Genomic DNA, 24,259 nt, shown 5'->3' on the forward strand with positions numbered 1-24,259 from the left:
CATGTATTCAATCAATGTCCACGAACGTATATTTCCAGGCGTCAACCAACGGAGCAATGAAAATGAATCCCACATCTGGACCGATCCTCGCGGCCGGCTTTCCCCTGGGCAGCTCGGCCGGGCTCGTGACCGCCTTTGAATGGCTGGGCCAGCCTTACCGCATCACCCGGGTGGACATGCTGGGCGAGATGCGCACCGACGCCTACAAGCGCTTGAATGGCCGGGTGGAAACGCCGGTGCTGATCACCGATGCAGGCCAGGTGGTCACCGAAACGATGGCGATCGCCCTGTGGCTGGAGGCGCGCGACACCGAAAGACGCATCAGCTTCGAGCCCGGCACGCGGCAGGCCGACCGGCTGCACCAGTACCTGGCCTTTCTCAACACCGGCTTCACCGGCGCCTTCTATCCCATGTGGGTCGCGCTGGAAGCGCAGGAAGCCACCGAAGGCGAGAAGGAAACCCTGCGCAAGTTCGGCCGCCAATTCGTCGCCCTGCGGCATGCGCAGCTCGAAGCGATGATGGGCGACAGCGACTATCTGCTGGGCGACCGGCCGACGCTGGCGGACGCGGTGTTCGCGGGCGTGGCGCGCTGGGCGGACTTCCATCAGGCGATCGAGCCGCGGGACTATCCGCGCATCCAGGAACTGCGCCGGCGCATCGAGGCCGATCCCGCGTTTCGCTTCGCCTTGGCGATCGAAGACGGCAAGCCGGCGATCGGCAGCGGCGCCATGACAGGCCTGGTCCCGCTCGAACAGGTGCTGCGCGATACGGGCGGCGCCGCGGCGTGACGCGGACGCGGCGTTATCCGCGCCGATTCATCCTGGATCCCGACGACTACAAAACGTCGAAGCGGTGTGCCATCACGCTTGACAATCCTTGACTGTTGCACGCTGGCGATACATTGCGACACACTGTAATCTTTTTCGACACAGATTGTGTCGGTCGGGCATGTGCCGGACTGGTTCGTTTCACCTATCCCTGCCATGCCCGCAACCCTTCTCGAGTGGTCCGTGCCCGCGGCGATCCTGATGTGCGCAGCCGGCCTCTGCGCCGCGCGCTTCATCGGCTTCAACACGCTGCGCTGGGGCGGCGCCCTGGCTTGCCTGGGCGCGGGCTACGCCATCATGCTGGTGCAGGCCGGCGGGCTGGCGCCGTACAAGCAGGTGGTCGAGGATGCCTTCATCCTGGGCGGTGTCATCCTGGCCTGTCGCGCGCTGCAGGGCCGCGGCGGCCGCCAGGCGCCGCCCTGCTTTGACGTTGCGATCCTGCTTGCCTCGACGGCGATGGTGGTGGTCTCGGTGGTGCTGTTCGCCAGCGCGAAGCTGGAAACGTTCTTCGTCCAGGCCTGTTGCGCGCTGGTGACCTGGCGCGCCACGCTGTCCTTCGCCAGGCACGCCGCGACCACCTCGGACAGGGTGCTCACCGCCGCGTTCCTCTTCATCGCGCTGGTGCTGACGGGCCAGTGCATCCTGTACCTCGCCGCGCCGACGCCCGCGCTCGCGGCGGGAGAATGGCGCACCTCGGTGTGGGGCATCCTGATCCAGTACACCGGGCTGCTCGGGAGCATCGTGCTGACCTTCGCGGTGTTCATCGCGACGAGCTACGACGCCATAGAGAAATACCGCCGCCACGCCCATACCGACGCGCTGACGGGCCTGCTGAACCGGCAGGGCCTGGACAACCTGCTCGTTTCCAGTTCCGCGCGCCCGCTATCGGATGGCCCGACGCCGACCGCGCTGATCATGGCCGACATCGACAACTTCAAACGCATCAACGATAGGTTCGGCCACCCGTTTGGCGACATGGTGCTGGCGCGATTCGGCGCCCTGCTGCGGCCTCGGGCGCACGCCCAGGCTCATGCCGCCCGCCTGGGAGGAGAAGAATTCCTGCTGCTGCTGCCCGTGGCCGATCTGGCAAGCGCCGCCGCGATCGCCGAGGAGATCCGCGCGGATTTCGTCGCGCAGCGCTGGGCGCCGCAGGCTCCCGATTCGCGTTTCACGGCCAGCATGGGGGTGACGCTGGCGCAGGCCGGCGAGTCTTTCACCAGCGCGCTCCAGCGCGCGGACGACCTGCTCTACGCGGCGAAGCGACGCGGACGCAATTGCACGGTCGCGGGTCACGCGCAGGCGGACGCCGGACCGGGCCTGGCCGCGTTCCGGGACGCGGCAAGTGGAGAAAGCAGCGCGCATGACTTTGAAGCCCGCGCCGCCGTCCAGCGTGGGTAAACACCTATAAAAAAACCGTGTCGGATGCCGTATTGCTCGCGTGCGGCGCGCAATCTACCTGGGAGGATGTGTCGTGGTCGAAGAGAATTTCAATCGTACGGTGTTGTCAACGTGGGTAATCCTGCTCGCATCCGCGGCCAACTTCGCGCAGCCCGCGAACGCGCAGTCCGTCTCCGGTACCGGCGATGTAACGCCCGGACTGGTTTCGCCGGACTGGACGGTAGGGGGAGACCTGACCGTCGGAGAATCCGCCGCCGGCACGCTGACCATCAGCAATGGCGGGTCTGTGCGGAACGATTGGGCCTTCATCGGCTATGTCAACGGCGGCGATGGCACCCTGACCGTGACGGGCGTTGACGGCAGCGGCAAGGCGTCCAGCTGGACCAGCCTCAGCCCCGTGTATATCGGCGCCGATCCGGGCAGTACCGGCACACTGCGGATTCTGGACGGCGGCGTGGCGCAAAGCTACTCGGGCACCCTTGGCAGCAGTGCCGGCAGTGTCGGCACGGCTATCGTATCCGGGCCGAAATCGACCTGGAATCTCGACACGACCTACGCCTTCTTGATTGGCGACAGCGGCAAGGGCACGCTGCAGATCGACAATGGCGGCGCCGTGCGCAGCGGCCAGGGGATGATCGGCTGGAACACCGGCGGCGAAGGACACGTTACGGTATCGGGCCGCGCATCGGCCTGGAACCCGTTCAACAACATCTACGTTGGTTTCGACGGCACCGGGGAACTGCTTGTCCAGGATGGCGCCACCGTGCATACCGAGGCCTCGACCTCGCCCGGCGCCCCGGCATCGATCTACATCGGCCAGAACGCAGGCGGCGTCGGCACGGTCACCGTATCGAGCACGACAGGCGACATCTCGACCCTCTCGGCCACCGACCGCATCAATGTCGGCTGGGCCGGCACGGGAGCGCTCACCGTGGCAAAAGGCGGGCTGGCCATCGCGGCCCGCGATACCTGGGTTGCCATTGACGGCACGTCCACCGGCACCCTGAACCTGACAGGCGACGCCAGTGGCCGGGGCGTGCTGGAGACCGGCTCCGTCATCAAGGGCGCCGGCAACGTCACCGTCAATCTGGACGGCGGCATCCTGCGCGCCAACCGCGACGAGGCCAATTTCCTGAGGGGCTTCGCCACGCAGACGGTGGCTGCCGGCGGCGCCTGGTTCGACACGAACGGCCGCGAGGTCGGCGTGGGCACCGCGTTCTCGGGCACGTCCGTCTTCAACAAGCTGGGAGCCGGCAGGCTGACCTTGTCGGGCAACAGCGCGGCCTTCACCGGCAACACCCAGGTGCAGGCCGGCACGCTGCAGGTCGATGGCGTCCTCGGCGGACCGGTGGACGTGCTCGCCGGCGCGCGGCTGACCGGGATCGGGCGCGTCGGCGCGACGACCAACAAAGGCACCATCGCGCCGGGCCCGCGCAGCGGCTTCGGCACCCTGACGATTGCCGGCGACTACGCCGCGCAGGGCGGCAACCTGGAAGTCCGCACCCGGCTGGGCGGCGATGACTCGCCGACCGACAAGCTGGTGATCACCGGCGCCACCGCGGGCACCACGCCCGTCACGGTGACGAACATCGGCGGCGCCGGCGCGCAGACCCAGCGCGGCATCCAGGTCGTGCAGGTCAACGGCCTTTCCGCGGGGCAATTCAATCTTGCCAACGGCGACTACGTGATCGATGGACGCCCGGCGCTGGTGGCCGGCGCCTATGGCTACACACTGCAACAGGACTCGGGCGACGGCAGCTGGTATCTGCGATCGTCCCTGACCGACCCCGGCGCGCCGCAAGCCGGCGGTTCGCCAGCCGCCGCACAACGCCCGTTGTACCAGCCGGGCGTGCCGGTGTATGAAGCCTACGCCAACACCCTGATGCAACTGAGCAAGCTGCCCACGCTGCGCCAGCGGGTCGGCGATCGTCTCTACGATCCGCAAGGCGCCGGGCGCAACGGGGTGTGGGCTCGCATGGAAGGCTCGACCAGCCGCCTCGAACCCGCCGTGTCCACCACCGGCCAGCGCCAGGACATCGACGACTGGAAGATGCAGATCGGGGTCGACCGCGTGCTGGCCGGCCAAGAGGACGGTTCGCGCCTGGTGGGCGGGCTGGCCCTGCACTACGGCACCTCCGACACCCGGGTGTCGTCGGTGTACGGCAACGGCTCCATCGACACCACCCGCTACGGCCTGACGCCCACGCTGACCTGGTATGGCAGCGACGGCGTCTATGTCGACGCCCAGGCGCAGGCGACCTGGTTCGATAGCGACCTGAAATCCCGCCTGGCGGGCAAGCTGAAGGACGGCCGCAAGGCGCAAAGCTATGGACTCGGCCTGGAAGCCGGCAAGGCGTTCGGGTTGCGCGAAGGCCTGGCCCTGGTCCCGCAGGCGCAGCTGACGTATGTCTCCACGCGCTTTGACCGCTTCAGCGACAGGTTCGGCGCGCGGGTCGAAAGCGACAAGGGCGACAGCCTGCAAGGCCGCCTGGGCGTCGCGCTGGACTACAGGAGCAACGGCCAGGGGACGGGGAGCGACCGCCGGTCCAACGTCTATGGCGTGATCAACCTGAAACACGAGTTCCTGGACGGCACGCGGATCCAGGTCGCGGATGTGCCGGTGGTAAGCCGCATGTCGCGCACCTGGGGCAATCTCGGCGTGGGCGCCGACTACGCCTGGAGCAAGCGGTATGCCGTCTATGGCCAGGTCGACGCGGACGCGGACTTCTCCGGCAGCTACGTCGTCACCGGCACCGTGGGTTTCCGGATGATGTTCTAGGATCTAGACAAAATTTTCTAGAACGCCTATCCTGCCGGATATAGAACATTTTTTCTATATCTGCGCAGGACCCATCCCTTCATGACCACGAAATCCCCGGCGGGCGGCAAGCCCACCAACGCCGAGCTCGATATCCTGCAAACCTTGTGGCGCACCGGACCCGCCACCGTCAAGCAGGTCCATGCGGCCATGGCGGCCGGGCGCGACAGCCTCACCTACGCCAACGTGCTGCGGCTGATGCAGATCATGCACGGCAAGGGCCTGCTGACGCGCGACGAAGCCGAGCGCTCGCACGTGTATGCCGCCGCCCAGAGCCAGAAGGCGACCCAGGGCGGCCTGGTCAAGGACCTGATCAGCAAGGCCTTCGCCGGCTCCGGCAAGGCCCTGGTGCTGGCCGCCCTGCGCGAAGGCCACGTCAGCAGGAAAGACCGGGCCGAGATCGAGGCCCTGCTGCGCGACGACAAGCTGTGAGCGACGTCGCCTTCGCCATGGCCTGGACGCTCGGCGCCAGCCTGCCCGCGCTGGCCTGGAAGATCCTGTGCCTGCACGCGGCGACGCTGGCGCTGCTGTGCCTGACCCGTCGCGACGATGCACGGCTGCGCTACGCGCTGCTGGGCGCGGCGCTGCTGGCCGGCGTGGCCATCGGCGCAACCGACGTGGCGCTCGCCTGGCGCGCCCTGCCCGCCCCCATGGCCGCGCCGGCATCGAGCGCGGCCGCCACGCTCTGGCCGTTGTGGCTGGCGGCGGCCTGGCTGGCAGGCAGCGCGCTCGCGGCCCTGCGGGTGCTGTTGGGGCTGGGTTGGCTGCGTGGCGTGCTGCGCGCCAGCCAGCCCTGGGCCGATCCCGCCTGGCAGGCGCGCGTGGCCGGGATGGCCGGCCGCCTGCGGCTGTCGCGCGCGGTCGGCCTGCGCGTGGTGCGCAACCTGTCCACGCCGGTAACGGCTGGTTGGCTCAAGCCTGTGATCCTGGTGCCGGCCTCGCTCGTCACCGGCATGCCGGCGGACCTGCTGGCCGCGTTGCTGGCGCATGAACTGGCCCACGTGCGCCGCCATGATTACCTGGTCAACCTGCTGCAGCATGCGGCCGAGGTGCTGTTGTTCTTCCACCCGTCGATCTGGTGGCTGTCGCGGCGCCTGCGGATCGAGCGCGAGCGCATCGCCGACCAGATGGCGGCCACCCTGATCGGCAGCCCCATGCCGCTGGCGCGGGCCCTGCACGCCCTGGCGCGCGCCGCCACCGAGTCACCGGCGCCGGTGGCGCCCGCCGCGCGCGACGGCGACCTGCTCGACCGCATCCGCCGCCTGGCGCGTCCCGACACGCTCGCGGCCCGGCGCGCCGTGGCCTTGCCGGCGCTGGCGATGTCGTGCGCCTTGGCTGGATTCGGCGCCTGGTCGGCGCTGGCGGCCGGGCCGGCGCAGCCGCTGTCGGCGCAAGAGGCGCAACGACTGATGGCACGCATGCCAGGAGTCCAGGCACTGATCGAGGCCAGTGGCGCTTCCCATGTGCTGGTGCTGGACAGCCGCTCGGGCGCGACGCTGTTCGGCCGCGCCGAGAACGACGCCGTGCCGATCGCCTCGCTCACCAAGCTGGTGACCGCGATGGTGGTGCTGGACACTTCGCCAGACCTGTCGCGGCGCATCCGGATCGACGAGCGCGATGCCTTGGCCACCGCCTCGGGCGCCGCGTCGCCGCTGCCGGTTGGCGCCAGCGTGACGCTGGACACCCTGCTCAAGCTGGCGCTGATGGCATCGGACAACCGCGCCGCCCATGCCCTGGCCCGCGCCTATCCGGGCGGCGAAACGGCGTTCGCCGAGGCATTGCAACGCAAGGCCGCCGCGCTGCGCCTGGAACACACCACGCTGCAGGACGCGACCGGCCTGTCGAACGCCAATCGCGCCAGCGCCGCCGACATCGGCCGGATCATCGATGCGGCGGCCGCCTATCCGCAGATCGCGCGCGACACGACCACGCTTGCCGATACGGTCGAGGCGGCCGGCAGCCGGCTCAGCTATCGCAACACCAATCCGCTGGTCGGCGCCCGGGACTGGGACGTGCGCCTGTCCAAGACCGGCAACTCGACCGAAGCGGGACGCTGCCTGGCGATGCGCCTGCATATCGACGACCGCGACCTGACGCTGGTCCTGCTCAACGGCCGCGCCGGCCACGCCTGAACTCTTTCATCCGTCCTGCCCATTTCGCTTCATCGACCATGACCGTTCGACGCCTTTCGTGCGCCCTTGGCGCAGCCCTTTCCCTGTCCGCGCTGGGCGGCGGCCCCGTCCAGGCCGCCGTCCTGTGCACCGTGGTGGCCGACGCCGCCGACGGCCGCATCCTGTTCCAGCAAGGCACGCAGCAGGCCTGCGCCGAGCGCTACACGCCGGCCTCGACCTTCAAGCTGGCCATCGCCCTGATGGGCGCCGACGCCGGCATCCTGCAAGGCCCGCACGAGCCGGTCTGGAACTACCAGCCCGCCTATCCCGACTGGGGCGGCGACGCCTGGCGCCAGCCCACCGATCCGGCGCGCTGGATCAAGTATTCGGTGGTCTGGTATTCACAGCTGACGGCCAAGGCGCTGGGACAGGACCGCTTCCAGCGCTACACCAGCGCGTTCGGCTACGGCAATGCGGACGTCTCGGGCGAGCCCGGCAAGCATAACGGCACCGACGGCGCGTGGATCATCTCGTCGCTGCGCATTTCGCCGCTGGAACAACTGGCTTTCCTGCGCAAGGTGGTGAACCGGCAATTGCCGGTCAAGGCCGCCGCCTATGAGCTGGCGGACAACCTCTTCGAGGTGGGCCAGGCCGATGGCTGGCGCCTGTATGGCAAGACCGGCACCGGTTCGCCCGGCAGCAACGGCGTCTACACGGCGGCCAATGCCTACGGCTGGTTCGTCGGCTGGGCGCGCAAGGATGGCCGCCAGCTGGTGTACGCCCGCCTGCTGCAGGACGAGCGCGCCACCCAGCCCAACGCCGGCTTGCGCGCCCGCGACGAGCTGGTGCGCGACTGGCCGGCCATGGCTGGCGCGTGGCGCCCGTGATCCGGCCGGCCCCCGCCATGAACGCCGCGACGCGCGATGACGGCATCGACGCGCTACGCGGCCTGTCGATCCTGCTGGTGCTGCTGCATCATTTCAACATCGCCTATCCGCTGCGCGATACGGCGCTGGGCGGCCCGCCGGGCTGGCCGCTGCTGCACGCCGTCGCGCGCAACGGCAATTACGCGGTGACGATCTTCTTCGTCATCTCGGGATTTCTCATCACCCGCAACGCGCTCGAACGCTGGGGCCGGCTGGACGCCATCCGGCCGGCGTCGTTCTGGCTGCTGCGCCTGGCGCGGATCGTGCCCACGCTGGTGCTGACGCTGCTGCTGGTCGACGCGCTGGCGCTGGCTGGCCTGCCGCTGTTCGGCAACCGCGCCGGCAGCGCGATATCGCTCTGGACCGTCAACGCCGCCGCGCTCGGGGCCTGGATGAACGCGCTGGTCATCCGGGAAGGATGGATCAACTATCCCCTGGGCGTGATGTGGTCGCTGTCGGTCGAGATGGCCTTCTACCTGCTGTTTCCGCTGGCCTGCGTGCTGTTGCGGCGCGCCTGGCTGCTGCAGGCGCTGGCCATGCTGCTGATCGCGGCCGGCCCGCTTTACCGTCTTGCCAATCAGGGCGCCGGCGAAGCCTGGCTGTATGGCTATGCCGCGTGCTTCGACGCGGTCGCCATCGGCTGCTGCGCCGCGGCGCTGGCGCGGCGGCGCGCATGGCCGGCGTTGCGGCCCCCCCTGGTCCGCGCGCTCGTGGGGATCGCCATGGCCGCGCTCTACCTGGCATGGCCGATCAGCCAGAGCAATATCCTTGGCGCCAGCGCCATCGCCGTGGGAACGGCCCTGCTGCTGCTCGGCGGGCCGGCGGCCAGCCCCTCGGCGCCCGGCCCGGCGCGGCGCCTGCTGATGCGCTGCGGCCGCGACTGCTACGAGATCTACCTGCTGCACCTGCTGGTGCTGGGACTACTGCGCACGGCGCTGCCGCCCGCGCAACTGGCGGGCGACGCCAGGCTCGCCCTGCTGCCGGGCTACTTCATCGGTTCGTGCCTTCTGGGCATATGGATCGCGCGCGTCTATTCCACGCCCTTGAATCGCTGGCTGCGGACTTGGGGCAACCGCACTGGTCGCTGATGACGCCACACCGGGCATTTCTTCCTGGACCTTGCCCTGGCCCGCTTGTCGGCCTATCATTTGCGCGCTTTGCCCCGCGGCACGGCCACCATCCAGCGCAAGGCTGGCCGGTGGCCGGCCTCCTCCTGCCGCAAGGATCCCTGCTAACCCGCCCCGCCATGACGCGCAGCACCGCCGCGTCCGTGGGGCCATGGATGCTTGACCAGGAGGACTACCATGGCTTTCGATTCCCTGCCCCCTCGCCCCGCCGCCGGACTGCCGGGCGGCCAGGCCTATGCCGAATCAGTGCTGGAACGCTCGCGCCGCGCCGCGGCCAGCCCGGATCTGCGCTTTCATCCCGACCTCGCCCATGGTTCGGATCCCGCCCAACGCCTGGACCTGTATGCCCCCGCCCATGCATGCCCGGCCGCGCTGCCCAGCCTGCTGTTCGTGCACGGTGGCGCCTTCGCCACCGGCTACAAGGAATGGATGGGCTTCATGGCGCCGGCAATATGCGCCACGCCGGCCTTGTTCATTTCGGTCGAGTACCGGGTGGCCCCGGGCCACGCCTACCCCGCCGCCGTGCGCGATGTGGCCGCGGCGGTGCATTGGGCCTGGCGCAATGTCGCCCGCTACGGCGGCGATCCGGACCGCTTGTTCCTGGGAGGCCATTCGGCCGGCGCACATCTGGCCAGCCTGGCCGCCCTGGACCGCCGCTGGCTGGGCGAATGGGGCCTGCCCGGCGACGTCGTGAAGGGCGTGCTGCCAATCAGCGGCCTGTACGACCTGACCTGCGACCCGGACCAGCCTTTCGGCGCGGCGGCGCTGGCGATACGCCGCCGCTTCATCCCCAATGACGCCGACGTGGAGGCGGCCAGTCCCGTGTCGCACGCGCATCCGCAAGCGCCGCCCTTCTATATCGCCGCCGGCGAGCACGATCTGGGCAATCTCGCGGCCGAAGCGGTCGACATGCGGCAGCGGTTGCAGGCGGCGGGGGTGCCCGTTGCCCTCGACCTGCTGGCCGGCCACGATCATTTCACCGCCAGCAGCCGCTGCGTGGACGATGGCCATCCCTGGATCGCGCGGGCGCGCGCCTTCCTGCTGAGCGGCCGCCCCGGGTGATGGCGGCCCGCCCGCCGACCGCATCCCGTGGTCCGCGGGCGGAATTCAGTCGGGCCCTGGCACCACCAGCGCGGCGGCCGAGCACAATACCTGGCGGACCAGATCCGCCTGGCGCCGCGCGCCGACCTTGCCCAGCACCTGGTTCAACTGATAACGCGCCGTTCCCACCGTCACGCCGCGATCGCGCGCATAGGCCTCGACCGTCTTGCCCGCGACCAGCGCGCTCGCCAGCCGCGCTTCCGCTTCCGTCAGGCCGAACAGCGCGCGCAGCGCGGCGATCGGAAAATGGCCGTGCTGCTGCGTCGCGTCCACGAACGAAACCAGCACCAGCCCTTCCTCGGACGCGCCGCGCCCATCCAGCCTCTGCAGCGCCAGCTGCATTGCTCCGTGTATGCCGGTCAGTTTCAGGAAAACGGGTTCGCTGGTCTGCGACGCGTGGGACAAGGCGTCCACCAGCGCCGTCTGCGCCGACGGCGGCGCACTGAACTGCTGGCCGCGCAGACTGACGACCGACCTATGGTCCAGCGCCCGGGCCTGCCGATTGGCCCACCATACGCGGCCGCGCCCGTCGCTCAGCGCCAGGGCGCGGGGCCAGGCGCCGAGATAGTGCTCGACCAGCGTCGACGCGCAGCGGCTGGCGGCCGCCGCCTGGGCCAGTCCCGCCGCTTGCAGCAGATGCGGCATCAGCCTGCGCAGGCGCTCCTTGTGGCGCGGCGAAAAATCCAGGTCATCGCGCGGGTCGCGATGCAGCACCAGGGCAGCATAGCGGTTGCCCCCCAGCGGCGCCATCGCTCCCATGAATCGCCCCAGTCCGGCACGGCGCAGTTGCGCGTGCAACCGATCGCGGATGGCCGTCTCCCCGGGCAGGAACAATTCGTGGTCGGTGGCGATGCGGCCGGGCCGCGAGGCCACGCGGCGCAAGCGCCAGGAATCGAACCGCGGGTTGCTGGCGTCCGACACCTCGCTGCGGTACGCGGCCATGTCGATGCGCGAATCGTAGGCGGCCCAATAGGGAACCGCCCGCGCGCCATCGAGTTCGATGCACTGCACCACGGCGGACAGGGTGCCGACTTCACCGCATAGCCGGTCCAGCACCGGCGTCCACTGGCCCGCGTCCGCGCAACACGCGTAGAGATCGAGAAGAAAGGCATCAGACACCGCGTTGACGGCCATGGACGGAGCACCGAACGACCCGAAAGCCGCCAATCGTCCGCCAACTCCAGGCCCCGCGCAACTGGGGTTTGCCAGCAACGCGGGCAGGCCCGGCCATCTGCAATTTGAGAGATGACCGGCCCCGGCGCGCTGCCCATACTCCGAACCGTGTCCATCCAGCCGCGCCGCCTGAGGAGGAGCAGGCGGCGCGGCGGACACGTCTCTTACCCGCCGCAGGACGCGGCGGCAACGCACAGCAAGGACCACCGATGTCACCAGAACAGAATACGCCGATCGTGGCCGCGTTCGCGATGACCCACACGCCGGGACTGGGCGGCCAGACCGACAAGCCGCCCGCCGACCAGATGCAACGCATGATGGACGGCTTCGCGACCGTGAGGCGCCAGATCTCGGCGGCGCGCCCCGACGTGATCGTGGCGTTCGTCAACGATCACTTCGACATGTACACGCTGCACGCAATGCCGGGCATGGCCATCGCGCTGGGCGACACGCACTGGGGCCCGACGCTGGCCACCGAGGCATGGCTGGGCATGCCGCGCGCGCCCATTCCAGGCCACCCCGCCGTGGCGCGAGCCATATACCAGTCCGTGGTGGATGACGGGTTCGAACTGTTCCGTAGCGAATCGGCCGAACTTGTCCACAACGTGCTCATGCCGCGCAAGTACCTGTGGCCGGACGCGGACATTCCCGTGGTGCCGATCTTCATCAACTGTTTCGCGCCGCCGCTGCCCACCTGGCGGCGGGCGCACGCGCTGGGCGCGGCCGTGCGCAAGGCGCTGGCGGGCCGCGGCGAGCGCATCGCACTGATGGCCAGCGGCGGGCTGTCCCATTGGCCGCCCATCACGGTGGACGAGGAACACCCGGGCGATCCGCTCATGGAACGCGTGCTGCGCTGGCAGATCCAGGGCATGGCGGCGTTCGCGCAAGACCCGGACCTGCCGTTGGCGATCCTGCAGCGTGAAGCCGAAATGGCCGCTTCCGGCCGGAACCTGGTCAACGCCGGCTGGGACCGGCAGGTGCTGCGCTGGCTGGCCGACGGCGACAGCGCGGCGCTGCTGGCGCTGCGCCACGCGCAAGTGCGCGAGGACGCCGGACCCGGGGGCGCCGAAATGCTCATGTGGGCGGCGCTGATGGGCGCGATGCGCGACGCGCCGGCGGACATCGTCATGTACGAGGCGGTCCAGGAATGGATGGGCGGCGTGGGGCTGCTCAGCTACGCCAGGAGCCTGGCCCGGCCCTGAACCGCCACGCCCGCCCCCGGCAATCTCTCAACATGCCGCCGGCGACACGGCCGGCGCAAAAGGAATTGACATGACACTGGAAGCCATTATCAGCGGCGGCGGTATCGGCGGCCTGGCCACCGCGGCGGCGCTGGGCCGGCGCGGCTGGCGCGTCACCGTGTACGAAAGCCGGCCCGGACTGCGCGTCGCGGGCTCGGGCATATACCTGTGGTCCAACGGCCTGGCCGTGCTGTCCGAGATCGGCGCCTATGAGCGCGCCATGCGCAACGCCTTCCCGGCCGAAGGCATCGAACAACGCGACCATACGGGCCAGGTGCTGGTCCCCGCGCTGTTGCCGCCGGGCCTGCGCGTGCTGGCGGTGGCGCGCAGCGACCTGCTCGCGGGCCTGGAGGCCGCCGCGCGCGACGCCGGCGCGCGCATCGTCACCGGCGCGGAAGTGGTGGCGGCCGAGGCCGACGGCACGTTGGTGTTCGCCAACGGCGACCGCACCCACGCCGACCTGGTCATCGGTTGCGACGGCATCGCCTCGCCGGTGCGGCGCGCGCTGGGACTCGAACTGCACCGTCAGCGCGCGCAGGAAGGCGCCTTGCGCAGCATCGTCGGCGCCACCCAGCAGGAGCTGCCGCCATCGGCGCGCGGACGCTGTATCGAGATCTGGAACGGCACGCGCCGACTGCTCATCACGCCGATCAACACGGAGGAAATCTACCTGGCGCTGACCTGCCGGGAGGACGACGACCAGGCGCGCGACACCCGCGTGCAGCCGTGCTGGAGCGAGAGCTTCCCGGAATGGTCGTTCCTGCTGGACCGCATCGACCGCTCCCAAGTGCTGTGGAACGTCTACACGATCGTGCACAGCAAGCGCTGGTCCGCCGGCCGCGCCTGCATCCTCGGCGATGCCGCCCATGCGCAACCACCCAACCTGGGCCAGGGCGGCGGCATGGCCATGCAGAACGGTCTCGCGTTGGCGGCCCACATGGCCAACGTGCGCGATCCGCGCGACGTTCCCGAAGCGCTCGGCGCCTGGGAAGCCGCGACCCGGCCGCTGACGGACGAATGCCAGCGCTGGGCCTGTCTGTGGGGCGAGCTGGCGAACATCCCGAACGAGGCGCGCGCGCGCATCGTCCGGGGCGCGTTCAGCGAACCCTGGGTGCTGTCCAGGATCACGGCGGCATCCGGTTCGTCGCCGATCGCCGCCACCGACTGGCGCCCGGCCAGCGCGCGCTAGACGCGCGGCCACGCAGGCCGGCCGACAACACAAAACGCCGGCGCCACGCGCGTCGGACGATGCCAATATCCAAGGGGAAGAACATGAGACATCGCCATGCCTGGCGGGCGGCCGCCTGCGCGCTGCTTTGCATGACGGCGCCCGGCGTCGCCAGCGCCACCGAAAACGGCATACCCACCACCGTCAACGGCTTCTATGATTTCGGCGCCGGCATGTCGCCGCCCGCCACACCGTTCGGCACACTGTCGTTCCGCACTTCGTACAACACGGCGTCGGTGCAGAAGGACCAATACGGCACGAAGCTGGACAACGATTTCTCGCTGCGCGTGCATACCGTCAGCGCCGCCTACCTGCGCATGACGCAGACCAGGCTGTTCGGCGCCAGCTACGGTTTCGGCGTGGTGCAGCCCTTCTTCCGCATGAGCGCGGCCTTCGACGTGCCCACGCCGGGCGGCCCGCTGCGGCTCAAGGGCGAAACGTTCCGCATCGCCGACACGCTGCTGCTGCCCCTGATCCTGCAATGGGACGCCTCGCCCCGGCTGCATTTCAATGCGCAGTTCCAGGTGCTCGCCCCCACCGGCGACTACGACCGCAAGCGGCTGGTGAACCCCGGCCTGAACCACTGGGCCTTTTCCCCCATATTCAACTTCACTTATCTCACGGAAGGCGGATTCGAGGTGTCGTCCAGCTTCGAGGTCGACATCAGCACCCGCAACCGCGCGACCCGCTACCGCAACGGCATCGAATACCGGCATGAGTTCGCACTGGGCCAGCACGCCGGCCCCTGGACTCTCGGCGTCGGCGGTTACTACAGCCGACAATTCAGCGATGACGACGCGCCGGGCCTGCAAGGCGGCAATCGCTCGCGGGTGATGGCGCTCGGCCCCGCGGTGAGCTTCTACCAGCCGGGCCTGCCGCCCGTGTGGTTCCATATCTACAAGGAATTCGGCGCGCGCAACCGGGCCGAGGGCTACACGGCGGCGCTGCGCCTGGCCGCCAGCTTCTGAAACGGCGCACGGCGGGGGCGCCGTGCCGCCATGCCTGCCGTCACACCCGCGGAGGAGAAGTCTCGCGCTCCGGATGCCGGTGCCGCGCCAGCGAATCGATGAACAGCGTCGCGGCCTGGGCCGGCGCCGGGTCCACGACCAGCCCGTCGTCCCGCCAGGCCGGATCGATGCCGGCAGCCTCCAGCAAGTCGGCGCCCTCGCCCATCGCCAGCAACGTCTTGCCATGGCGATAGGTGTCGCGGACGAATTCCAATGCGCGTCCATCCTGCCGCCAACGGTCGACGGCCATGCCGCCGCCCGGCACCACGGCCCCATCGAACACGGCGGAGGGCTGGTTGTCCAGCGAGGCATCCGCGTCGAGCGCATCGCCTTCGGCCGTGGCCACGGGGCCGATGCGCTGCCCCACCAGGCGCACCACCGCGCCGGCCTGGATCAAGGCTTGCGCCACCGCCGAGACCGCGGCGCCGTCCACGCCCTCGGCGACCAGGATGGCGATCTTGCGCGTCGCCACGCCTGCCTGGCCCGGGCGGGCCGTCAGCGACAATGACGGCGACTGCTCCACTTCCGGACGCGGCACCTGCCGCACGGCCCGGGGCATCGGCTCGGGCAGCGCCATGCCCAGCCTGTCCGCGACCGACTGCGCCAGCTCATCGGAAACATTGCGCAGCGAGGCCACCATGCGTTGCCGCACCGCGGCCACGGTCACCTTGCTCAATTCGAAGGCGAAGGCGCTGGCCAGATGCCGGCGCTCCCAATCCACCTGGCTGTGGTAGAACAGGCTGGCCTGGTTGTAGTGTTCGGCGAACTTTTCGGGATGGCCGCGCAGTTCGTCGCCGCCAACCGGCTCGGGAAACGACACATACCCTTCCATCCCGGCCTGGAACGGACAGCCGCCGGCCAGGGAATTGGGTTCATAGGCCACCCGGCCGCGGTGGACCGCCTGCCGGTGCATGCCGTCGCGCTGATTGTTGTGCACCGGCGCCAGCGGCGCGTTGATCGGGATCTCGTGGAAGTTGGGTCCGCCCAGCCGCGAGATCTGCGTATCGACGTAGGAATGGATGCGCCCGGCCAGCAGGGGATCGTTGGTGAAGTCGACGCCCGGCACCACGTGCGCGGCGCAGAATGCCACCTGCTCGGTCTCCGCGAAGAAATTGTCGGGATTGCGGTCCAGCACCATGCGGCCGATGGGCCGCACCGGCACCAGTTCCTCGGGCACGATCTTGGTCGCGTCGAGCACGTCGAAGCTGAAGCGCTCGGCCTCTTCTTCCGTGAATACTTGCACCCCCAATTCCCATTGTGGCCCATGGCCCGCGTCGATCGCTTCCCACAGATCGCGCCGATGGAAGTCCGGATCGGCGCCGGACACTTTCACGGCTTCGTCCCATACCTGGGAATGCGTGCCCTGCAGAGGATTCCAATGGAATTTCACCAACCGCGACTCGCCCCGGGCATTGACGAAGCGAAAGGTATGCACGCCAAAGCCCTGCATCATGCGATAGCTGCGCGGGATGGCGCGATCGGACATCAGCCACATCAGCATGTGGGTCGATTCGGGCATCAGCGACACGAAATCCCAGAAAGTATCGTGCGCGGAGGCGGCCTGCGGCATGCCATGATGCGGCTCCGGCTTGACGGCATGCACCAGGTCGGGAAACTTCATCGCGTCCTGGATGAAGAAAACCGGCATATTGTTGCCCACCAGGTCCCAGTTGCCCTCGTCCGTATAGAACTTGACCGCGAAACCGCGCACGTCGCGCGCGGTGTCCTTCGACCCGCGTTCGCCGGCGACGGTGGAAAAGCGCACGAAGACCGGCGTGCGCTTGCCCTGCTCGGCGAACAGCGAGGCCCGCGTCAGGTCCGTCAGCGGCTCATAGCATTCGAAGTAGCCGTGGGCCGCCGAGCCGCGCGCGTGGACGATGCGTTCCGGAATGCGCTCATGGTCGAAGTGCGTAATCTTTTCACGCAGGATGAAATCCTTGAGCAGCGCCGGGCCGCGCAACCCGGCCTTGAGCGAATGCTGGTTGTCGCTGACGGCCACGCCCTGGTTCGTCGTCAGCGCCTGGCCCTGCCCATCGGCCCGCACCCGGCCAAGCTGCCCATCGACCGCATTCACGCCCGCCTCGGCCGGCTCGCCGGTCTTGGCGTTGCGTTCGCGTTCTGACAGGGAACTGGCCCCCACCGAGTCATCCGGCGGCGCAACCTGGGCGCCCCGGTAGGGACAGCGCGCGCCCGCCTCGCCGTACTCGTCCGCCTTGTTGGCATGCCGCGGCTGCGCCTGCGCCGTCGCCGCGACGGCGGCCGCGCGTTTCATCGCTGGAGAGCCGCTATCCGGGGCGGGCGGCGCGGCGGGTCCGCTGTCCGTATTGTTGAACGCGGTGTCGACGGCGCCCTGCGTCCGGGCCTTGCTGGATTTCCTGCCTGGCATGGCAATCTCCTTGGGTGTATCAGTTCACGGGCATCGGTTTGCCTGCATCGGTTCGCGTGCATCGGCTGGCCGGCGCCAGTCCGAGGGCAATCGGCCTGGACCAGCAAGCGCCGTGCCCGCGGCGGCCGCGGTGTTTTTTCGCGCGCGACTTGACCTTCCCGCCATGGCAACGCCTAGCCTTGCCCGGAATTTCCGCAGAGATGTTTCGGAGGGGCCGAAGCCCTGCGGTATGGACAGGGGTAGATGCATGCGTCGAATATCCAGAATTTCCGTGGTGGCGAGCGCCATCGCAATGGCAGCGGGCCTGGCCTACGCCACCGGCGAAACGCCACAACAGGAAGGCAAGGCGGACACGTCCGCGCCGGCGCCAGCGGGACCGAGCGTCCCGGTGGCCGAGGTGATCACGCGGGTGATTGCGCCTTCGGCGGAATTCACCGGTTTCCTGGCCGCGCCCCGGACGGTGGAACTGCGCTCGCGCGTGGGCGGCACGGTGGACGCGGTCAGCGTGCCGGAGGGCAGCCTGGTGCGCCAGGGGCAACCGCTGTTCCAGATCGATCCGCGCCCGTTCCAGGTTGCCCTGGATACCGCGCTGGCGCAGCTGCGTCAGGCGCAGGCGCTGGCCGACCAGGCGCAGACGGACTTCGATCGCGCCGAGCGCCTGGTGTCCACGGGCGCGGTCTCGCGCAAGGTCCACGACGAGGCTGCATCGACGCGGCGCGCCCGGCTGGCACAGGTGCAGGTCGCCAAGGCAGCGGTCGCGGCGGCGCGGCTCGACCTGTCGTACGCGCGCATCACCGCGCCGATTGCCGGGCGCGTCGACCGGGTCATGGTGACCGAGGGCAACCTGGTCAGCGGCGGCACGGCGGGCGGGGCCACACTGCTGACCACCATCGTGTCGATCGATCCCATGCACGTCTACTTCGACGTTGACGAAGCGACCTATCTCAACGCGGTGCGGCAGGCGCGCCCCGACGTGCGGGAAGCAAGCGCCCTGCCCGTCGACGTGGGGCTGGTCACCGACAGGGGCTTTCCCTATCGGGGCCGCCTCGATTTCGTCGGCAACCAGATGGACCGTGGCACCGGCACCATCCGCGTCCGCGCTGTCCTCCCCAACCCGGATGGCCAGCTGGCCCCCGGCCTGTTCGCCCGCGCCAGGCTGGCCACCGGCGAACCGCGTGAGACCGTCCTGGTGAACGAGCAGGCGGTGGGCACCGACCAGGGGAAAAACTACGTGCTGGTCGTGGGCGCCGACAACCTGGCCGGATACCGTCCCGTCGAACTGGGCCGGATGGTGGACGGATTGCGGGTCATCCGGTCCGGACTGCGGGCTGGCGAACGGATCATCATCAAGGGGCTGGTGCGGCCCGGCATGGCCGTCACGCCGCGCCTGGTCCCCATGGAACCCGCCGCCGCGGCGGCGCCCGAGGCCAGGCGCCAGGCAGCCGCGGCCGCCGGTGATGCGGCCGCCGCGACGGAGAAAGGCCAATGAAGTTCCCTCATTTCTTCATCGCGCGGCCCATCTTCGCGATCGTGCTGTCCTTGCTGATGCTGCTGGCTGGCGCCATTGCGTTCTGGCAGTTGCCGCTGAGCGAATATCCGGCCGTCACGCCGCCCACGGTCCAGGTCACCGCCAGCTATCCCGGCGCCAATCCCGAGGTCATCGCCGATACCGTGGCCGCGCCGCTGGAACAGGTGATCAACGGGGTCGAGGGCATGCTGTACATGAACTCCCAGATGGCCACGGACGGCCGCATGGTGCTGACCATCGCGTTCAAGCAGGGCACGGACCCCGACATGGCGCAGATCCAGGTGCAGAACCGGGTATCGCGCGCGCTGCCGCGGCTGCCCGAGGAAGTCCAGCGGATCGGCGTCGTCACGCAGAAGACCTCGCCTGACGTGCTGATGGTGGTGCACATCGTCTCGCCGCAAAAGCGATATGACTCGCTCTACCTGTCCAACTTCGCCATCCGCCAGGTACGCGACGAACTGGCGCGGCTGCCCGGCGTGGGCGACGTGCTGGTGTGGGGGGCCGGCGAATACTCCATGCGCGTATGGCTCGACCCGTCGCGGGTGGCCACCCGCGGCCTGACCGCCACCGACGTGGTCGCCGCGCTGCGCGAACAGAACGTGCAGGTGGCGGCCGGCTCGGTCGGGCAGCAGCCGGATACGTCCGCCGCCTTCCAGGTGACGGTCAACACTTTGGGACGGTTGGCCAGCGAGGAGCAGTTTGGCGACATCGTCGTCAAAACCGGCGCCGATGGCCAGGTGACGCGCCTGCGCGACATCGCCCGCGTCTCGCTGGGCGCCGACGCCTACACGCTGCGCAGCCTGATCGACGGCGAATCGGCGCCCGCCCTGCAGATCATCCAGAGCCCCGGCGCCAACGCCATCGACGTTTCCAACGCCGTGCGCGCCAAGATGGAAACGCTGCAGCAAGGTTTCCCGCAAGACATCTCGTACCGGATCGCCTACGACCCGACGGTGTTCGTGCGGGCCTCACTGCAGTCGGTGGCGGTCACGCTGCTGGAGGCCGTCATCCTGGTGGTGATCGTGGTGGTGCTGTTCCTGCAGACCTGGCGCGCCTCCATCATTCCCCTGGTGGCGGTGCCCGTGTCCCTGGTGGGCACCTTTGCCGTGATGCACATGTTCGGTTTCTCGCTGAACACCCTGTCGTTGTTCGGGCTGGTGCTTTCCATAGGCATCGTGGTGGACGACGCGATCGTGGTGGTCGAGAACGTGGAACGCCACATGGCGCTGGGCGAACGGCCCATCGACGCCGCGCGCAAGGCCATGGACGAGGTGACCGGGCCGATCCTGGCCATCACCTCCGTGCTCGCCGCGGTCTTCATTCCGTCGGCATTCCTGTCGGGCCTGCAGGGCGAGTTCTACAGGCAGTTCGCCCTGACCATCGCCATCTCGACGGTCCTGTCCGCCATCAACTCGCTGACGTTGTCGCCAGCGCTTGCCGCCATGCTGCTGCGCCCGCACCATGAGGCGGCGCGGGCCGATTGGCTGACCCGCGTCATCGACCGCGCGCTCGGCGGCTTCTTCCGCCGCTTCAACCGCTTCTTCGACCAGGCCTCGCAGGCCTACGTGGTGGCGGTGCGCCGCGCGGTGCGCGGCAGTGCCATCGTGCTGCTGCTGTACGCCGGCTTCACCGGGCTGACCTGGCTGGGCTTTAACCAGGTTCCCAACGGCTTCGTGCCGGCCCAAGACAAGTATTTCCTGGTCGGCATCGCGCAATTGCCCAGCGGCGCCTCGCTCGACCGGACCGAAGCGGTGGTCAAGCAGATGTCGGAGATCGCGCTGGCGGAGCCGGGCGTGGAAAGCGTGGTGGCCTTTCCCGGCCTGTCCGTCAATGGCCCGGTGAACGTGCCGAACTCGGCGCTGATGTTCGCCATGCTCAAGCCGTTCGACGAACGCAAGGACACCGCGCTGTCGGCCAACGCCATCGCCGGCAAGCTGATGGGCAAGTTCAGCCAGATCCCGGACGGCTTTGTCGGCATATTCCCGCCACCGCCGGTGCCGGGGCTTGGCGCCATGGGCGGATTCAAGCTGCAGATCGAGGACCGGGCCGCGCTCGGGTTCGAGGCGCTGGCCCAGGCACAGGGCCAGATCATGGCCCGCGCCATGCAGGCGCCCGAGCTGGCGAACATGCTCGCCAGCTTCCAGACCAACGCGCCGCAGCTGCAGGTGGACGTAGACCGGGTCAAGGCCAAATCCCTGGGAGTATCGCTGACCGACGTGTTCGAAACCCTGCAGATCAACCTGGGATCGCTCTACGTCAATGACTTCAACCGTTTCGGCCGCACCTATCGCGTCATGGCGCAGGCCGATGCGCCATTTCGCATGCAGGCCGAGGACATCGGCCTGCTCAAGGTGCGCAACGCCGACGGTCACATGATTCCGCTGAGCGCCTTCGTCACGCTGACGCGCGGCTCCGGTCCGGACCGGGTCATCCACTACAACGGCTTCCCGTCGGCGGATATCAGCGGCGGGCCGGCGCCGGGCTATTCCTCGGGCCAGGCCACCGATGCGATCGAGCAGATCGTGCGCGAGACACTGCCCGACGGCATGGTGTACGAATGGACCGATCTGGTCTATCAGGAAAAGCAGGCGGGCAATTCGGCGCTGTACATCTTTCCGCTGGCGGTGCTGCTGGCCTTCCTGATCCTGGCGGCCCAGTACAACAGCTGGTCGCTGCCGTTCGCAGTGCTGCTGATCGCGCCGATGGCCCTGCTCTCGGCCATCGGCGGCGTCTGGCTGTCGGGCGGCGACAACAATATCTTCACGCAGATCGGCTTCGTGGTGCTGGTCGGCCTGGCGGCCAAGAATGCCATCCTGATCGTCGAGTTCGCCCGCGCCAAGGAAGACGAAGGCGCCGATCCGCTGGCCGCGGTGCTGGAAGCCGCGCGGTTGCGGCTGCGGCCGATCCTGATGACCTCGTTCGCCTTCATTGCCGGCGTGGTGCCGCTGGTGCTCGCCAGCGGCGCCGGCGCCGAAATGCGTCATGCCATGGGCATCGCGGTGTTCGCCGGCATGCTGGGCGTGACGCTGTTCGGCCTGCTGCTGACGCCCGTTTTCTATGTCGTCGTGCGCAAGCTGGCGCTGCGGCGCGCGCCTTCGCGGGCGCGCGCCGGCGCCGGCGACCTGCACGCGTGATCGCCTGGACGAATGTCGATATGAAAAACTTTCCCTTGCCCCTGCGCGCCGCCCGGCTGCTTGCCCCCATCGCGCTCGCCGCCTTGGCCGGATGCACGCTGGCGCCGCCCTATGAACGTCCGGCGCCGCCCATCAGCGCAAGCTACCCCAGCGGCGACGCCTACGCGGCCGACCCGCCGCCGACGCCCGGCGAACGCCTGGCCGCCGACCTAGGCTGGCGCGATTTTTTCCAGGACCCGCTGCTGCTGCAGCTGATCGAAATCGCGCTGGCCAACAACCGCGACGCCCGCAAGGCCGCGCTCGACGTCGAAGCGGCCCGCGCGCTCTACCGCATCCAGCGCGCCGCACTGATGCCGAACCTGGACGTCGCGGCCAGCGGCGCGGCGCAACGCCTGCCCGCCGACCTGAGCGCCACAGGGTCCGCCGACATCGCCCGTCGCTACGATGCGGGCGGCATCACCACCGCCTGGGAGCTGGATCTCTGGGGCAGATTACGCAGTCTCGGCGACAGGCAACTGGCCGCCTACCTGGCGCTGGATGAAACCCGTATCGCCACGCGCATGAGCCTGGTGGCCGAAGTGGCCGCCGCCTACCTGACCTTGCGCGCCGACCAGGAACTGCTGCGCCTGACGACCGACACCCTGGCCACCCAGCAGCGTTCCTATGACCTGACGGCCCAGCTGGCGCGGGTCGGCAACGCGACGCAACTGGACCTGCGCCTGGCGGAAATCACCCTGCGGGCGGCCGAGGCAGACCGCGCCGCCTACACACGCCAGGCCGCCAGGGATCGCAATGCCCTGGTGTTGCTGCTGGGTCAGCCCCTGGCGCCGGCGCTGGCGCGGCAACTGGACCAGGCCAACACGCTTCCCGACGGCATCGTGCCGGCCACGTTGCCGAGCGGGTTGCCGGCGCAATTGCTGGCGCGGCGTCCCGACCTGCGCGCCGCCGAACAGCGCCTGCGCGCCGCCAACGCCAACATCGGCGCCGCCCGCGCCGCGTTTCTGCCGGCCATCAGCCTGACCGGCGCGGCCGGCACCGCCAGCGCTTCGCTCGATGGGCTGTTCGACGCCGGCTCCGGCGCCTGGCGTTTCCTGCCGCAGATCACGCTGCCCATTTTCCGCGGCGGCGCCTTGCGCGCGAACCTGGACCTGGCGCACGTTCAGAAGCGCATCGAGATCGCCAGCTACGAGCAATCCATCCAGGCCGCCTTTCGCGAAGTGGCCGACGCGCTGGCGGGCAAGCGCACGCTGGACGAACAGATCCGCGCCGAGCAATTGTCGGTCGCCGCCAGCCAGCACGCCTACGCGCTGGCTGAACAGCGCTTCCGGGAGGGCATGGACGACTCGCTGGCATTGCTCGAGACCCATCGCACGCTGTACGGCACGCAGCAGGCGCTGGTGCGCACGCGGCTGGCGCGCCTGACCAACCTGATTGACCTGTACAAGGCGCTCGGTGGCGGCTGGACGGCGACCACCGTACCACCGCGCGCGGACGCGGCCATCGCGTCGCGGTGACGCGGCGGCGCGGTACGCCGGGATGACGCGCCGGACCGCTGGCAATGCCTCCCGCTACGGGGCGCGCTGCCAGCGCCGCAGCAGCGACAAGGCGCGGCTGCAGGCGGTTGCGGTGTGGAACTCGATCAGCCCGCCGAGCGTACGCGCCGCGGCCGGCATCTGGCGGGATAGCGCCGCATCGCAACGCTGCCCGACGCTGTCGATGATGCGTTGCTGGCCAGCCTGGACCAGCGCAATCAGGTCGGCCAGGCCGTCGGCGGCGAATCGCCGCTGGAACGCCGGCGACAGGCGCGCCACGCGGTTCGACATCGCCGCCGCGCCGTAGAAGGACGCCGTCGGTCCGGTCGTTCCATCGTTCGCCAGCTGCAGGATCATCGTGTTCCAGACGATCATGTCCACCAGCACCGTGGCGGCGCTGAGGTGCGAGCGCGACGGCCCCGGGATCGCAACCGCATGGCGGTAGCGGCTTGGAGGAATCGCCATCATCGCCGCCTGGAATCTGCCGTGGCTGGCGTGCAGGGTGCGCAGGAGCGCCTGTTTCGGGGTAAGCAGTGTCATCCAGCCATCCACTCCGGTCACGGCGGTCATCCGCCCGTCCCGCGGCCGGGCGCTTGCGGCACGGCCCAGGGCACCGGCAGTGTGGACGATGCCGGCATGGGAAGGTCAAGGGCCGGGCGCATGATCTCGCCCCCGCCGCGGGCACGCCATTTGCTTGGAAACGCCGGCGGTCCGCCAATGAA

17 protein-coding genes are annotated in these 24,259 nt (G+C 69.2%); 14 read left to right on the top strand and 3 right to left on the bottom strand.

Features of this window, described 5'->3' with window-relative positions; genetic code table 11:
• The first annotated feature begins 62 nt into the window (after positions 1–62).
• The 8 genes from DK459_RS21960 to DK459_RS21995 all read left to right on the top strand — a co-directional run bounded on the left by DK459_RS21960 (position 63) and on the right by DK459_RS21995 (position 10,269).
• Positions 63–788 (top strand): glutathione S-transferase family protein, encoded by a 726-nt coding sequence (locus tag DK459_RS21960; protein WP_045953625.1) that lies wholly within the window; start codon positions 63–65, stop codon positions 786–788.
• A 162-nt stretch (positions 789–950) separates the two neighbouring features.
• Positions 951–2,225: a diguanylate cyclase gene (locus DK459_RS21965; RefSeq protein ID WP_233256847.1), complete on the top strand. Its 1,275-nt coding sequence runs from the start codon at positions 951–953 to the stop codon at positions 2,223–2,225.
• Between the two features lie 73 nt (positions 2,226–2,298).
• The gene (locus DK459_RS21970) at positions 2,299–5,004 is read left to right on the top strand and encodes an autotransporter outer membrane beta-barrel domain-containing protein (protein WP_110135068.1); all 2,706 of its coding nucleotides are present in this window, start codon (positions 2,299–2,301) and stop codon (positions 5,002–5,004) included.
• 81 nt (positions 5,005–5,085) lie between these two features.
• The gene (locus tag DK459_RS21975; RefSeq protein ID WP_020928665.1) at positions 5,086–5,475 is read left to right on the top strand and encodes a BlaI/MecI/CopY family transcriptional regulator; all 390 of its coding nucleotides are present in this window, start codon (positions 5,086–5,088) and stop codon (positions 5,473–5,475) included.
• Entirely contained in the window at positions 5,472–7,175 is a 1,704-nt protein-coding gene (locus DK459_RS21980; protein WP_110135069.1) for a M56 family metallopeptidase, read from the top strand. Before DK459_RS21975 ends, DK459_RS21980 begins: the two co-directional genes overlap by 4 nt.
• A 38-nt stretch (positions 7,176–7,213) precedes the next feature.
• Complete coding sequence (locus DK459_RS21985) at positions 7,214–8,041, top strand: class D beta-lactamase OXA-114i (RefSeq protein WP_026382828.1); 828 nt, start codon at positions 7,214–7,216, stop codon at positions 8,039–8,041.
• Between the two features lie 17 nt (positions 8,042–8,058).
• Positions 8,059–9,168: an acyltransferase gene (locus DK459_RS21990; RefSeq protein WP_070543110.1), complete on the top strand. Its 1,110-nt coding sequence runs from the start codon at positions 8,059–8,061 to the stop codon at positions 9,166–9,168.
• A gap of 216 nt (positions 9,169–9,384) precedes the next feature.
• Complete coding sequence (locus tag DK459_RS21995) at positions 9,385–10,269, top strand: alpha/beta hydrolase (protein ID WP_006384208.1); 885 nt, start codon at positions 9,385–9,387, stop codon at positions 10,267–10,269.
• 45 nt (positions 10,270–10,314) lie between these two features.
• Here DK459_RS21995 and DK459_RS22000 read toward each other — a convergent pair whose 3' ends face one another.
• Positions 10,315–11,442, bottom strand: coding sequence for a helix-turn-helix transcriptional regulator (locus DK459_RS22000; protein ID WP_110135070.1), 1,128 nt, complete (start codon positions 11,440–11,442; stop codon positions 10,315–10,317).
• A 248-nt stretch (positions 11,443–11,690) separates the two neighbouring features.
• On the opposite strand from DK459_RS22000, the gene DK459_RS22005 reads away from it, so the two are divergent.
• The 3 genes from DK459_RS22005 (at position 11,691) to DK459_RS22015 (ending at position 14,918) form a co-directional block, all read left to right on the top strand.
• Positions 11,691–12,683 (top strand): hypothetical protein, encoded by a 993-nt coding sequence (locus DK459_RS22005; RefSeq protein WP_026382831.1) that lies wholly within the window; start codon positions 11,691–11,693, stop codon positions 12,681–12,683.
• A 70-nt stretch (positions 12,684–12,753) separates the two neighbouring features.
• Positions 12,754–13,911, top strand: coding sequence for an NAD(P)/FAD-dependent oxidoreductase (locus tag DK459_RS22010; protein WP_082387859.1), 1,158 nt, complete (start codon positions 12,754–12,756; stop codon positions 13,909–13,911).
• An 83-nt stretch (positions 13,912–13,994) separates the two neighbouring features.
• Entirely contained in the window at positions 13,995–14,918 is a 924-nt protein-coding gene (locus DK459_RS22015; RefSeq protein ID WP_020928673.1) for a transporter, read from the top strand.
• A gap of 40 nt (positions 14,919–14,958) precedes the next feature.
• Here the strand turns inward: DK459_RS22015 and DK459_RS22020 are convergent, their stop codons facing one another.
• Positions 14,959–17,343, bottom strand: coding sequence for a catalase (locus DK459_RS22020; protein ID WP_110135071.1), 2,385 nt, complete (start codon positions 17,341–17,343; stop codon positions 14,959–14,961).
• 247 nt (positions 17,344–17,590) lie between these two features.
• Between DK459_RS22020 and DK459_RS22025 the strand changes: the two genes are divergently transcribed.
• The 3 genes from DK459_RS22025 to DK459_RS22035 are packed head-to-tail and all read left to right on the top strand — an operon-like array spanning position 17,591 to position 23,519.
• On the top strand, positions 17,591–18,832 hold the full coding sequence (locus DK459_RS22025; protein ID WP_053500352.1) for an efflux RND transporter periplasmic adaptor subunit: 1,242 nt from the start codon (positions 17,591–17,593) through the stop codon (positions 18,830–18,832).
• Complete coding sequence (locus DK459_RS22030; RefSeq protein WP_054448430.1) at positions 18,829–22,005, top strand: efflux RND transporter permease subunit; 3,177 nt, start codon at positions 18,829–18,831, stop codon at positions 22,003–22,005. The genes DK459_RS22025 and DK459_RS22030 overlap by 4 nt, the downstream gene beginning before the upstream one ends.
• Positions 22,006–22,025: 20 nt before the next feature.
• Positions 22,026–23,519 carry an efflux transporter outer membrane subunit gene (locus tag DK459_RS22035; RefSeq protein ID WP_070543099.1) on the top strand — a complete coding sequence of 498 codons (1,494 nt, stop codon included), beginning with the start codon at positions 22,026–22,028 and terminating at the stop codon, positions 23,517–23,519.
• 54 nt (positions 23,520–23,573) lie between these two features.
• Here the strand turns inward: DK459_RS22035 and DK459_RS22040 are convergent, their stop codons facing one another.
• Positions 23,574–24,077, bottom strand: coding sequence for a ClbS/DfsB family four-helix bundle protein (locus DK459_RS22040; RefSeq protein WP_053530720.1), 504 nt, complete (start codon positions 24,075–24,077; stop codon positions 23,574–23,576).
• Positions 24,078–24,259 lie beyond the last annotated feature (182 nt).

The organism is Achromobacter sp. RW408 (genome assembly GCF_003184165.1).
GTDB lineage: Bacteria > Pseudomonadota > Gammaproteobacteria > Burkholderiales > Burkholderiaceae_B > Achromobacter > Achromobacter xylosoxidans.

Bases quoted from the DNA above. Each gene is read 5' to 3' on its own strand.
- DK459_RS22040 (WP_053530720.1), bottom strand. From the start codon at position 24,077: ATGACACTGCTTACCCCGAAACAGGCGCTCCTGCGCACCCTGCACGCC.
- DK459_RS22005 (WP_026382831.1), top strand. From the start codon at position 11,691: ATGTCACCAGAACAGAATACGCCGATCGTGGCCGCGTTCGCGATGACC.
- DK459_RS22025 (WP_053500352.1), top strand. From the start codon at position 17,591: ATGCGTCGAATATCCAGAATTTCCGTGGTGGCGAGCGCCATCGCAATG.
- DK459_RS21985 (WP_026382828.1), top strand. From the start codon at position 7,214: ATGACCGTTCGACGCCTTTCGTGCGCCCTTGGCGCAGCCCTTTCCCTG.
- DK459_RS21995 (WP_006384208.1), top strand. From the start codon at position 9,385: ATGGCTTTCGATTCCCTGCCCCCTCGCCCCGCCGCCGGACTGCCGGGC.
- DK459_RS22000 (WP_110135070.1), bottom strand. From the start codon at position 11,442: ATGGCCGTCAACGCGGTGTCTGATGCCTTTCTTCTCGATCTCTACGCG.
- DK459_RS22010 (WP_082387859.1), top strand. From the start codon at position 12,754: ATGACACTGGAAGCCATTATCAGCGGCGGCGGTATCGGCGGCCTGGCC.
- DK459_RS22030 (WP_054448430.1), top strand. From the start codon at position 18,829: ATGAAGTTCCCTCATTTCTTCATCGCGCGGCCCATCTTCGCGATCGTG.
- DK459_RS22020 (WP_110135071.1), bottom strand. From the start codon at position 17,343: ATGCCAGGCAGGAAATCCAGCAAGGCCCGGACGCAGGGCGCCGTCGAC.
- DK459_RS21975 (WP_020928665.1), top strand. From the start codon at position 5,086: ATGACCACGAAATCCCCGGCGGGCGGCAAGCCCACCAACGCCGAGCTC.
- DK459_RS21960 (WP_045953625.1), top strand. From the start codon at position 63: ATGAATCCCACATCTGGACCGATCCTCGCGGCCGGCTTTCCCCTGGGC.
- DK459_RS22035 (WP_070543099.1), top strand. From the start codon at position 22,026: ATGAAAAACTTTCCCTTGCCCCTGCGCGCCGCCCGGCTGCTTGCCCCC.
- DK459_RS22015 (WP_020928673.1), top strand. From the start codon at position 13,995: ATGAGACATCGCCATGCCTGGCGGGCGGCCGCCTGCGCGCTGCTTTGC.
- DK459_RS21990 (WP_070543110.1), top strand. From the start codon at position 8,059: ATGAACGCCGCGACGCGCGATGACGGCATCGACGCGCTACGCGGCCTG.